Raw genomic sequence first — 12,142 nt, 5'->3', positions numbered from 1 at the left:
ACAGAAAACGACCTGTAGGTCAAAATGCAGCGTCGCTCCTGATCAAGTGGCGTTGCGTTTGCGGCGCGAAATACAAACCGGACCGACATGCAGGCACATCGGTCCGGTGGCACCATTTAAGCAAGTGGGGTGGTCACTTGCGGCACTGGTTACTTCGGTACGAGGACATGATCGACGACATGGATCACGCCATTGGATTGTTTGACGTCAGCGATGGTGACTTTGGCGGCATTGCCGCTTTCGTCATAGATATAGACATTGCCGCCCCGCACCTGTGCGGACAGCGCATCGCCTGAGGCTGCGTTGAAGTGATAGAACCCGTCATTGGATGCCTTTGCCTTGGCCGCGATGGTCGCCGCTGACCAATCGCCCGGCACCACATGGGCCGTCAGAACCTTGACGAGCATATCCTTGTTTTCTGGCTTCAGGAGCGTTTCAACGGTGCCCGCTGGCAGCGCTTCGAAGGCGGAGTTGACGGGTGCAAAGACCGTGAATGGCCCTTCGGAATTCAAAGTGTCCACCAGACCTGCGGCTTTGACCGCGGCTACAAGTGTTGTGTGATCGGCAGAGTTGACCGCGTTTTCAACGATTGTCTTTTTCTCGAACATCGCCGCGCCGCCCACATCGGGGTTGGCTGCGAAAGATGCGGTTGCTATCAGGGCTGCTGCTGCGGTTATTGCAAATTTGTGAAACATTGTGGTCGTTACCTCCAAAAACGCCGCCCCTTCGGCGGCTTGTAATGAAGATACGGAGCGGGGTGGCGGAGAGTTTCAAAATAGTTGAAATTCTCTCGCGAATTTCAGCAAGACCTTGAGTTCAGGCCTTTTAAATTTCTTCCAAAGCACCAAGAGCGCGAATTTCGCCCGTCGGGCTGCCGCCTGGCGCGCCGCCAATGGGCTCATCCGTGATGGCGAGGGTGACTTGTTCCAACTGACCAGACAGCACATCAGGCAATGCAATGCGCATGACCTCCGCCTGCGGCAGCACGCCGAGAGACAACGGTGGTTGCTCTGGCAAAATCGCCCAAAGCTCTAGCACACGCCCCTCGGGCGCAGCGCCTGCGACGCGGCGCAATCCAACCTCGTTGCTGCCTGCCTCAACAATGGCCAGAAGTTCAAGCGGGCCGGCTTGCCCTTTGAGTTGTGCCGCCAGTATCGGCACCTGCACTTCTGGCGGCGCGGGGCGCAGCATCGGAATGGCGAGATAGGCAAGCAATCCGATCGCAGCAAAGCTGATACCCTTCCACACCCAGAGCCGTTCCAGCAATGGAACCTGCTGTTTCGGGAAGAGGTCCTTGAGCAGTTTTTTCTTGATCTTGCGCGGCGGTTTTACCGGGGCGATATCGTCCGTCAGCCGTGCAAAGCTTTCTTGCCATGCGGCCACCTTGATCGCGAACTGGCGGTCATTGGCCAGCTTGAACCGAGCATTGGCCAGATCTTCGCCTTCGGAAAGGCCGAGCGCATATTCTGCCGCCAGAAACGCATCATCTTCCGGCGGGATTTCCTGCGGTGCGGTCATTGGCTCATACACTCCCGCAGGGCAATCAAGCCGCGGCGCAACCATGTACGCATCGTGTTGAGCGGTACGTTGAAACGATCCGCCAGATCGGCATAGCTTTGCCCGTCCAGATAGGCTCCGCGCACCGCCAAGGCGCGATCCGGCTCAAGCGCATCAAGACAGCCAATCAACCGCTTGGCCTCTGATCCGGCAACGGCGGCCTGTTCCGGCGACGGACCGGGCGCAGACAGCTCAAGCCCCGGTGTGTCAATGTCCTGATGCCCGCTTTTCCGCGCGCGCAAACGGTCGATCGAGGTATTGCGGGCAATGGTGATCAGCCAAGTCATCGGAGACAGACCATTTGATTGGTATCTATCCGCATTGTTCCAGATTTTGACAAAAGTGTCCTGCATCGCATCCTCAGCCGCGGCCCGTTTGGACAAGACACGCAGGCAAACCCCAAAGAGTTTCGCGCTCACTTGATCATAAAGCATGTCAAAGGCCGCGCGGTCTTTGAGCGCGACGCGGGCAATCAGGTTTTCAATTTCGCGGCGATCCATGCCGGTGTTGCCTATTTCCTAGGGTGTTGACCAAAGATGACCTGCGCGGCGCAGAAGTCAAATCCACACTTTTCCCCCTGCCACATGTCTTTGGCTTTCCTCACTGCGCCAGACCTGATTAGGTTGCCGCATCTGCCATCTGCAACAGAAAGCCCCGCCATGCCAGCGACGCCGATTATCGAGTATTTCTATTCTGCCCATTCCGCCTATGCCTATCTTGGCGCATGGGAGCTTGACCGTATTGCAAAGGCCGCAGGGGCGCAGGTTCAGCACCGGCCGTTTGACTTTATGCCGGTGATGGATGCGGCAGGCGGCAGGCGGTTCAAGGACCGGACGCAGGCGCATGTCGATTACTTCTTCGGGCGCGAGATGGTGCGTTGGGCCGAATGGCGCGGTCTGCCGATGATCCGCCATCGTCCTACGTTTCATGACAATCCACTGCATTTGGCCAATGGAATGATCATCGCATCGGACGATCATGCGCCCGCGCTGAGCAAGGCAATCTTGCAAGCCCATTGGCGGGATGATGCGGATATTGCCGATCGGGCCACCTTGATCACACTTGCCGAGCAAATTGGATTGGACGGAAACGCCCTGTTGCTGGCCGCCGAAACGGATGCAGTGCAGGCCCAGCATGATGCCAACACCCAAGAGGCCATTGCCCGAAACGTCTTTGGCTCGCCCACCTATTTCGTCGGCGGGGACATGTTTTATGGTCAGGACCGGCTGGACATGGTGGCGCGGGCATTGGACAAACCCTTTGCCGCCTAGGCCCTGATCGCCACGGGTTCACACCATTCGAAAGGACATCTCATGAAACTCAAGAAAATCGTTCTCACCGGTGCCGCGGGGCGGCTTGGCTCTTATCTGCGCGAGCCACTGAGCCAGATGTGCGACACGTTGGTCAGCACCGATATCGCCGATGATATTGGCAAGCTCCACCCAAATGAGACCTATGAGCAAGCTGATCTGGCCAGCTATGACGCGGTGTTTCCGGTTCTGGAAGGCGCTGAAATGGTTGTACATTTTGGTGCCATCGTGGACGAAAAACCTTTTGAGGAGTTGCTTGGCCCGAACTTTGTCGGCTCCTACAACATCTGGGAGGCCGGGTATCAACAGGGCGTACGCCGGATTGTCTATGCGTCGTCTATCCACGCCGTCGGGATGCACAAGAAGTCCGACTTCATTGGCGTTGACGCGCCGCACCGCCCGGACACATTCTACGGCCTCGCCAAATGCTTCACCGAAGATCTGGGCAGCATGTACTGGGACAAACGCGGGCTGGAATCCGTGCATCTGCGCATCCTGAGCGCGGCACAGGTCAACAACGCCCGGGCTTTGGGGTCTTGGCTGTCTTATGATGATTTGATCCATCTGGTCACGCGGGCGGTCGATACACCATCGGTCGGATTCAGCATCATTTACGGTGTGTCCAACAATGACCGCGCCCCGGTCGACAACACCAAGGCATCGTTCCTCGGCTATCGGCCCAAGGACAACGCCGAACAATTTGCCGAAAAAGTGCTGGCTGAAACCCCTGCCCCCGATTTGACCGATCCTGCCGAAATGTTGCAGGGCGGACCTTTTGCCAAAGTTGATTTGGGGCAGAGCGGGATCGCACAGATGAAAATCGTGAATGACAAGAAAACCATGTAGTTTGGTAATAAATGAGGCCGAACGTACCATTTCCTACACGCCCGCCCCCCGTTTAGAGGGGGGTGGGTTAAAGCGATGTAAATAATTGCAGATAATTTGACCTAGAATTCAGAATTTTCTGATCTCCGCCCAAATTAGGCCATGTTTCCCGTTCAGATTGGTAACATCGCAGTCAAAGCTTTTGGCGCATATAAACGGTTTTTGGAGTTTGAGATGAGAATCCTGGCGGTAGACGATGATCCGATCATTCTCGAATTGCTCACGCAGTTCGTGATGGCAATCGGCGATCATGATCTGACCACAGCGGACAGCGCAACAGAAGCGCTGGTTGTTCTCGAAAATCCCAACACCCCCGAATTCGATTGTTTCCTTTTTGACGTTCAAATGCCCGCAATGGACGGGATCAGCCTGACCCGGTCTGTGCGCAGCATGTCCACCTATGCGGACACGCCTGTTCTGATGCTGACCGCGATGGCGGACAAACGTTACGTGGACGCGGCCTTTGCAGCCGGAGCCACTGACTACGTTACCAAGCCATTCGACATTGCAGAGCTGACCGCACGTGTCACGATGGTTGAAGGGCTTGTCGAGTCCCGCCGGGAACGCAATCGCAAGATTTTCGCAACGCAGGGGCTGGCAGAACCAGAAGCCCACGTGGAGCTTTATGAGCCGATTTCGATTTATGACGTGGAAAACGTCATCGATTATATGGCGATGGAAAACTACGTTGAACAACTGTCGCGCAGCGCCTTGTTCGGCTCGACGACCTTTGCCTTTACCATCCGTGAAGTGCTCCAATTCCATCAAAGCCTCAGCTCTTTCGAGTTCTATAGCCTGATCTCTGATGTGGCGGAGATTATTTCCGACACGCTTGAGGGCCATCAATACCTGATGTCCTACGCCGGAAATGGCACCTTTGTGTGCATCACTGAAAGCGGCTGGCGTCCTGACATGGGCCGGTTGATGGATGCGGTGAATCTGTCGCTTGCGCAGACCGAGCTCTACAACAACAAAGGCGAACGTTTGCAGGCCCGCGTGAGTGCTGGCGAAGCCGTGCGTTTGATCTGGAAATCTGGCGCCTCCCTGATGGATGCGATGGCGCAGGCCCATGCCAGTGCCGAAAATGCCAGCTTGGCCTTTGAGCAATCCAAACATGATTTTTGGCAGATGGGGCAAACAGCGTGAAACGGTTCAATTACGAATTACCCGGCATGTCCGAAATTCGGACTCGATTTATCGACCTTCTGGCCGAACGGCGCGAGCAAATCGCGTCTCATACCGTTGCAGCATGGGACGCAAAGAACCCCGACGACATCAAGACCAACCTTGCCGCGGCACAAGCCACATTGCACCAGATTGCCGGCACAGCCGGATCGCTGGGCTTTGGTCCTTTGGGCGACACCGCCCGCGCCTGCGAGATCCGCATCATCAAACACCTCGAAGACAACGATGGCAGATCGCTGACCTGCCCTGGTGATCTGATTGTGGAACTGGATGAATTCGTCGTGCAATGCCGGGCTGTGTCCCACCCGAGTTGATTGATCAAAATTGAGGTAGAACGACAAAGGGCCCGCGCGGGCCCTTTTGCATTTCTCAGGTTGTTTTGAAAGTGATCGCAGTGTCAGGCGTCGATCTTGGCCATCGCCTCTTTGATCTGATCGGACAGGGTCATCGGGTCAAACGGCTTGGTGATCACCTCGACATTGCCTATCGCCCGCAGTTCATCCATGTCCGATTGTTGGGTGCGGGCTGTCATAAAGATCGCCGGAACCTCGGCCAAATGGGGCATCTTGCGCATGTGTTGCAGTGTCTGAAGACCGGTCATGCCCGGCATCATCATGTCCAACAGGATGACATCCGGCGTTGAGTTTTCAACTTCGGACAATGCCTCATCCCCGGATTCGCATTGAATAATGGCAAACTCTCCCGAGATGCCCAGCGCCATCATCGCAATTTCCCGGATATCAGCATCGTCTTCGACATGAAGTAAGTTGATCATCTGCGTTCCCTTTTACGAGGCTTCGCGGAACTCTTCTTCTGCCCTGTCGCCATCTTCTGCGCACTGCGTCTGCGGGAGAACAAAATAGAACGTCGTTCCGACATTCTCTTCCGTTTCAAAGCCTATAGTGCCTCCTAGACTTTCCACGATGGCTTTGCAAATACTCAAACCCAAGCCTGTACCACCTTTAGAAGATCTATCCGAATTTTCCAGATCTGCAAAGCGTTCAAAAATCTTGTGATGATCGCTGCTTGGGATGCCCGGACCCTCGTCCGTGACGGACACCCGCAGGCTTTCATCAAGCTGCTGAACTTCGATGACGATCTTGCCGTTCGGCTTGGAAAATTTGCAGGCGTTGGACATGAAGTTGGTCAACACCTGAATGATCCGGGTGGAATCTGTCTTGACCGGAATTGGCTTGTCGATGCCCTTGGTTTCCACCTGAAGCGCAAAGCGTTGTTGCAGCATTTCGGTGGCATGGTTGGTTTCGCGTACAAGGTCGGACATGTCACAATCTTGCAGATCAAAGTCCATGCGACCGGCAGAGATTTTCTCAAGGTCCAGAATATCGTTGATAATCAATACCAAACGATCCGCATTGCGGTGTGCAATGCCAAGCAGTGCCAGCGCTTTGTCCGGCAGCTCGCCGGTGGCATTGGACAACAGCAGTCCCATGGACCCCTTGATCGAGGTCAAAGGCGAACGCAATTCGTGGCTCACCATCGCGATGAAATCGGATTTCTTACGTTCTTCGGCAACGCGGTCAGAGATATCGTTCAGCAAGATCAGGAACCGGTCTTCGGCATTTTTGACCCGCAGCAGCTTGATGCTGACGTAAAACGGTCTGCCCTTCAGAACCGTTTCGAAATGGGTCATGCCCTCGCCATTTTCTTTCAGCTCCCGGCAGGCGCTGACAATAGCCTTCGCGCCGCGGTCCTGGGCGATATCACCCAGTGATTTTTCCTTGTAATTACTCTTGGTCCAGTCGGTGCGGCGCATTGCCGCCCTGTTCATATAAGTAAAGCGCTCGCTGTCGGCATCGACAATCCAGATGTCATCGCGGAGCTCTTCCAATGTTTCCATTGTTTCTTGCTCGGCCAGCAGTTTTTTCGTGCGCGTGATGTCCGTGCGCGCGGCAATGGACCCGGTCCATTCTCCCAATGCATCGAACAACGGAATCACAGTTGTATGCGTGTGCATCACAGTGCCGTTCTTGCGGCGCAACGGGGTCTCACCCTGCCATGTCTCGCCGCGCAGCAAAGTCTTGCGGATCTCATCCGCCTTGGATTGTCCATTGCTTTCACAATAGAGAATTTTAACAGGCTGACCGATCAATTCGTCACGTGCATAGCCGGTCACATCAAGAAATTGGTCGTTCGCTTCGCTCACACAATGATTTGTGTCGACCACATTGACCATTACATGCCGGTCCAGAACGCCCAGGCGTTGGGTCAAGGCGACATTGTCGATGTTGGCTTGTTGTTTGACCGCATGGCGGTTCAGGAAAACCGGAATCATACCCGCCAGCGCGATCGCGCCGCCAATGGGGATGAACATGTCCAGCAGGAAACTCGAAGGGGACGCCATAAGGGCGCTGGTAATCGCATACCAACCTGTCGCCGCCAATGTCCCGACGGCGAAGGCCCTTGCGGAGGTCTTGCTAGAAATAATGTCTGCCACAATCCTGCCCTCATACTCAAATCTGTATCGCTTTCGCCCGCTTAAATGACCGGGACGCAACTCAACATTTTTGAAACCTTGCACAAGCAAACTGGCAAGAATGTGGCAGCGGCAACATTTTTAAATAAAAAGGACCCTCAATCCGGTCTTTAAGACACTTTCGCCATCCGAGAAGAGACATATTCCGCAATTGTCGACAATTCTGTTCGGGATTTCTCCAAATTGACCGTCACCCGGCTGTCGCGGCGCCTGTTGCCGTCTGAAGACAAGCCCAGAACCGTGACATTCGGGAGGATTTGGTCAATGTCATCAAACAGTTCAGAGGCATCCCCGTCAGGCAGAGACCAATCCACGATGAGCAGATCCAGATTGCCGTTCTTGATACATTTTCGGGCTTCTTCCAGACTGCCGGCATGGGTGACATCCGCCACCTTTGACAGGCCGGATTTGACCACTTCGGCAAAGTCGTAATCGTCTTCAATATGCAGCACGCGGGCTTTTCCGCGCCTCGGCAGGCGCTTGACGTTGGGTGCCGCAACGGGATCATCCAGCGTATCTTCGGCGGTGGACGGGTAGGTGAACCAAAAGACCGTGATGCCATCGGGCGTGCTTTCAAAGCCTATTTCGCCCTGGTGGCGCGTCACGATCTGTTTGGTGATATTCAAGCCAAGTCCGGTGCCCCCCTTCGCACGTGTGTCAGAGCTATCGGCTTGGGAAAAGGCTTGGAACATCAGCGGCTTAAAGTTGTCAGGAATGCCTGGACCGCGGTTTTGAATGTAGACAATGACTTTGCCTTCCAATTGCTCGGCCTTTATCAACACCTCGGTTTCGGGGTCTGAATATTTGCAGGCATTCGAGATGAGGTTGGCCAGCACCTGTTTGCTCCGGTTGAAATCGGCACTGACGTTCAAGGGCTTGTCCGGGTGCTCAAATCGCAAGGTGTTCTTGTGGGTGGTTGCAAATGGCGAATTCTCCCGCACCGCCTCGTTGATCAATGCTGTCATGTCGAGATCCTGAAAGACAAAATCCACCTCGCCGGATGAAATCTTCTCAAGATCCAGAATGTCGTTCACAATGGTCGTCAGGCGTTCGGTATTGGACAGCGCGATGTCGATCAGGCGTTTCTTGGCATCTTCCAGCTGATCCGACCCAGTGGCCAGAACCAGCCCCAATGCGCCCTTGATCGAGGTCAAAGGTGTGCGCAACTCGTGGCTGACGGTTGAGACAAATTCATTCTTGATCTGCTCGATCTTTTTCTGGTCGGTGATGTCGATGATCTGCGAGATAAAATAGTGTTCGTCCTTGTTTTTGTCATAGGCCCAAGTCGTGTGAAACAAGCCCCAGCGCTCGGTTCCATTGCTGTTCACGATGCGATGTTCCCCGGTGTAAACATGGCTGCCATCGCTGTTCATCAAATCGCTGATCGCTGAATAAAGCTTCTTGCGTTCGTCCTTGGACATCATGTCCGGCATGCGCACATTGGCCAGCAAATCTTCTTCACTGTAGCCGGCAAGGGCGCAGAACGCGTCATTCACCCCAAGAAATCTACCGTTATTGTCCATCAGCACCATGCCAATCGGCGCGGCCGACAGCACCTGTCGGAAACGTTTTTCGCTGGCCTCAAGCGCATGTCTGGAATTGTGCAGTTCAGTAATATCGGCTTGCGTGCCGATCATCCTGAGGGCTTTGCCCTCTTTGTTGCGGTTCACCACGACCGCCTCTGATCGCATCCAGCGCCATTCGTTGTCCGAAAACTTGATCCGGTATTCTGAAATGGACCGGGCGGTTTTGCCCTCGATACAGGCGGCGTCGTTGGCCAGCAACACAGGTAGGTCTTCCGCATGCACACGGCTTAGAAAGTTGTCCTGTGCGTCAATGTCGGTTTCTGATGGATCAACTCCCATGATCTCGCGCCATGTGTCCGTGACATCGGAATGACCGGTCTCAAGGTTCACGTCAAAAACGCCGATCCCCGCCCCCTGCAAGGCCTGATCATAGCGGATCTTGGTGATCCGTATCTCCTCGCGGGCTTCGGTTTCGCGGGTCAGATCGCGCACAATCGCAGTGACGCGGGGAGCCCCTTCAAAGGTGGTCCATTCATTGTAGTGCAGATCCAGGACCAGCTCCGCCCCTTCGCGGGTGGTGCCTGTGGCGTTAACGCCGGATGTCTCATCCTGATCGTGCGCCGCCGACACCAGATCGTCAAAGAGCAACCCTTTGATCTGCCGAGGAGAATACCCAAAGCTTTCTTGTGCAGCCTGGTTTGCGAAAAGGATCTTTCGCTGCCCATCAAGGATAAAGACAGCCGTCACAGCGTTTTCGACAACGGCGCGGTTCTCTTCCTCGCGGGCACTGATCTGACGCTCGCGCAATTGAGCCAGCTCATGGGTTGCATCGCCCCGTATGCGCAGGCTGCGCACCGAAAAGACCAGCATCGCCGACAACACCAAACCGCCGATCAAAAGCGTCCAGGCCATGGTGTTGCGGAACGTTGCCTCGAACGGCAACGTGCTTTCATACAGCACCGTCCACTTGCGACCGTAGTTTTCAAATGTATAGGTCGCTGTATATTTTCCGCTCGGCGCTTCGCTGTCGGTTTCGCTGGCGTAAATCAACTGGTCCATGTCTGTCGTGGTGCCATCAAACACAGAAAATTGGTAAACAACCCCTTGATTGGCGGTCAGGTTGGTCAGCAGATTGCGGCCCACAAACGGGGCATAGACAAACCCTTTGAAACGCGACACCGCCGGATCGGGCCGCACTTCGCCTGTGTCGTTAAAATAAACAGGCCGAAGCAACAGAAAGCCCGGTTGGCTGCTGTGTTCCTGCACCAACAAAATGCGCGGCGTCAGTTGCGGCAATCCGGTTTCCCGCGCCGCATTGGCCGAATTTCTGCGACCTTCTTCAAACGAGATATCAAGGCCGAGCGCCTCTACATTGGGGCCAATCGGGGAAATCCGGTTGATGATGTACTTTTGCGCGTTGTCAGTCAGCGGATGAATGTTCAAATCCGGCTCACCCAGAGCGGCCATCTCATCAACCAGTTGCTGTTCCTGACCCGACTGAATGGGGGTTATATAGCCAATGCCGTTGATCCCCGGCAGATATCTCTCGATTTCCAGCTGAGAAACAAACCGATCGAATTCGGCGCGTGTCACTTCGCTAGAGGATTCCAGGAACGCGGCCGTTGCATTGAGGCTGCTCAGATAGGTGCTCATCCGGACTTGCAGGCTATCAATACTGTCATCCGTCAAGCGCCGGAATTCAGCGTTCGCAACCTTGGCGTTCGTGCGAACGCTGTTTGCAAAAAGGCCGAGGATGACCAGAACACACACACATCCCAGCAGAATCTCAAGTTTGCGCAATTGATCGCACCTTGTTTTTTGTGACTGCCGAGCGGTGCAAAGCTTCTGCTTCGATCACGACCCCGCACCAAATCAAGTCAATTGTTCTTTTCTATCCTCAGTTGATAAGTAGGTTTTTTCAACCAATCAATCAATTTTCCGGTGAGAACAGACAAGAGCAGTAAACTGAAGCACTTTCGCCCGTCAAAATTAACCCAAGATTAACCCAGCCGTAATTTCTCTCTATTCATGGTTGAAACAAGAACAACGCCTTTGCTAGCGCATCACCGACCAAGCTGGCTTTCAGGGCGGAGGAAAAACCGGATTTCATCGCTTCGAAAACCCAGCACCCTTGGCCGTTTGACATCAGGCAGCACTGCCACGTCATAAAGTTCCTGCACCACGCCTTCGATCTGCAACATGTGCTCCAACTCGCCCGTTTTGAGGTTCACCACACACAGCCCGCATTTTGGGCTCAGCCCCTGTTGCGCCAAGCGGGCATCAAGCATGAGCCCTTCAAACGTGCGGTTCTCGCGCGGGCGCGACAGGCCGATGACCGCATGATCGCCGACAAAGGACAATCCACGCGCAAAGCCGGGCAAAAAACAAATCGGGTTGAACCGGCCGGTTGCAAGATCCATCTCGCCAAATTCGCCAGTGCCGGTTTGCAAAATCCATAGCCGTCCCTGATGCAAACGCGGGGAGTGCGGCATGGACAGCCCGGCCGCAACGGGTGCCCCGCTTGCCACATCCAAAACCATGCCCCCGTCCCGGCGATGGTCACGCCAGCCATCGGCGACGTTGGTTTGGCCAACAAGGCTGACATAGCGTGGCCCCATGTCATCCGCGGCCATGCCATTAAGGTGGCAACGGTCTTCGGCTGTCAGCCGATCAATAAAAGGGGGCCGCCAAACTTCGGCAAAGCTGCCCGTATGGCTGAGCGTCGCCAGGCAATTGAAACGCGTGGCCACAAAAAGCGGTGTGCCATCCGGCTGTACGTGGATATCATGCACGTCAATGTCGCCTGTGGTATGGCCTGCAATCGGGACGTAGGTCGCATCAAAGCCATCCTGAATGACGCCTTGATCATGGAAGTTCTCGAACTGCCAAAGCTGATAGAGAGAGGACATCCAGAACCGGCGTTGCCCCACCCCCAAGCCCATGCAGTGATCAAAGGTGCGTTCAAAGACCGCCAGCTTCCCGTTCGACTGGGCGCCAACCAAAAACAACTTGCCGATTTGATAGGTCGTAAACGCAATCGACAGATCCTGCCCTGCCAACCACGCAGCGAAAGACTCTGATCCGGTCAGTGAAAACAGTGGGGTATCTGTCATGATCTCTCCCTCCCCGAAGGGGCTGGAGCTTGCCTAATATCACAGGCCGCCATGACCAACCGCAAACAGATC

The 12,142-nt window shown here is 54.9% G+C and carries 11 protein-coding genes; 4 read left to right on the top strand and 7 right to left on the bottom strand.

All coding sequences use genetic code 11. The annotated features are described in order from the left end of the window. Positions 1 to 149 precede the first annotated feature (149 nt). The 3 genes from JNX03_RS00090 to JNX03_RS00080 all read right to left on the bottom strand — a co-directional run bounded on the left by JNX03_RS00090 (position 150) and on the right by JNX03_RS00080 (position 2,057). Positions 150 to 695, bottom strand: coding sequence for a fasciclin domain-containing protein (locus JNX03_RS00090; RefSeq protein ID WP_203210483.1), 546 nt, complete (start codon positions 693 to 695; stop codon positions 150 to 152). Between the two features lie 130 nt (positions 696 to 825). Further along, positions 826 to 1,518, bottom strand: coding sequence for an anti-sigma factor (locus JNX03_RS00085; RefSeq protein WP_203210482.1), 693 nt, complete (start codon positions 1,516 to 1,518; stop codon positions 826 to 828). Continuing rightward, positions 1,515 to 2,057, bottom strand: coding sequence for a sigma-70 family RNA polymerase sigma factor (locus JNX03_RS00080; RefSeq protein WP_203210481.1), 543 nt, complete (start codon positions 2,055 to 2,057; stop codon positions 1,515 to 1,517). Before JNX03_RS00080 ends, JNX03_RS00085 begins: the two co-directional genes overlap by 4 nt. A 159-nt stretch (positions 2,058 to 2,216) precedes the next feature. Between JNX03_RS00080 and JNX03_RS00075 the strand changes: the two genes are divergently transcribed. The 4 genes from JNX03_RS00075 (at position 2,217) to JNX03_RS00060 (ending at position 5,251) form a co-directional block, all read left to right on the top strand. After that, positions 2,217 to 2,828 carry a 2-hydroxychromene-2-carboxylate isomerase gene (locus JNX03_RS00075; protein ID WP_203210480.1) on the top strand — a complete coding sequence of 204 codons (612 nt, stop codon included), beginning with the start codon at positions 2,217 to 2,219 and terminating at the stop codon, positions 2,826 to 2,828. A gap of 42 nt (positions 2,829 to 2,870) precedes the next feature. After that, positions 2,871 to 3,713 (top strand): NAD-dependent epimerase/dehydratase family protein, encoded by an 843-nt coding sequence (locus JNX03_RS00070; RefSeq protein WP_203210479.1) that lies wholly within the window; start codon positions 2,871 to 2,873, stop codon positions 3,711 to 3,713. A gap of 213 nt (positions 3,714 to 3,926) precedes the next feature. Continuing rightward, a complete protein-coding gene (locus JNX03_RS00065; protein WP_203210478.1) occupies positions 3,927 to 4,898 on the top strand; it encodes a response regulator in 972 nt (323 codons plus the stop codon). Further along, the gene (locus tag JNX03_RS00060) at positions 4,895 to 5,251 is read left to right on the top strand and encodes an Hpt domain-containing protein (protein ID WP_231024095.1); all 357 of its coding nucleotides are present in this window, start codon (positions 4,895 to 4,897) and stop codon (positions 5,249 to 5,251) included. The genes JNX03_RS00065 and JNX03_RS00060 overlap by 4 nt, the downstream gene beginning before the upstream one ends. An 83-nt stretch (positions 5,252 to 5,334) precedes the next feature. On the opposite strand, the gene JNX03_RS00055 is transcribed toward JNX03_RS00060, so the two are convergent. The 4 genes from JNX03_RS00055 to JNX03_RS00040 all read right to left on the bottom strand — a co-directional run bounded on the left by JNX03_RS00055 (position 5,335) and on the right by JNX03_RS00040 (position 12,070). Beyond that, complete coding sequence (locus tag JNX03_RS00055; protein WP_203210477.1) at positions 5,335 to 5,712, bottom strand: response regulator; 378 nt, start codon at positions 5,710 to 5,712, stop codon at positions 5,335 to 5,337. A gap of 12 nt (positions 5,713 to 5,724) precedes the next feature. Further along, entirely contained in the window at positions 5,725 to 7,392 is a 1,668-nt protein-coding gene (locus tag JNX03_RS00050; RefSeq protein ID WP_231024094.1) for a PAS domain-containing sensor histidine kinase, read from the bottom strand. A 149-nt stretch (positions 7,393 to 7,541) separates the two neighbouring features. Then, entirely contained in the window at positions 7,542 to 10,757 is a 3,216-nt protein-coding gene (locus tag JNX03_RS00045) for a CHASE domain-containing protein (protein WP_203210476.1), read from the bottom strand. A 263-nt stretch (positions 10,758 to 11,020) separates the two neighbouring features. Then, positions 11,021 to 12,070, bottom strand: a complete 1,050-nt coding sequence (locus JNX03_RS00040; protein ID WP_203210475.1) for a TIGR03032 family protein — start codon at positions 12,068 to 12,070, stop codon at positions 11,021 to 11,023. Positions 12,071 to 12,142: the final 72 nt, after the last annotated feature.

The sequence above is a fragment of the Sulfitobacter mediterraneus genome (assembly GCF_016801775.1).
In the GTDB taxonomy this organism is placed as follows: domain Bacteria; phylum Pseudomonadota; class Alphaproteobacteria; order Rhodobacterales; family Rhodobacteraceae; genus Sulfitobacter; species Sulfitobacter mediterraneus_A.
The sequence above is the reverse complement of the archived record's forward strand: the minus strand, read 5'-3'. Positions and strand labels throughout refer to the sequence as shown.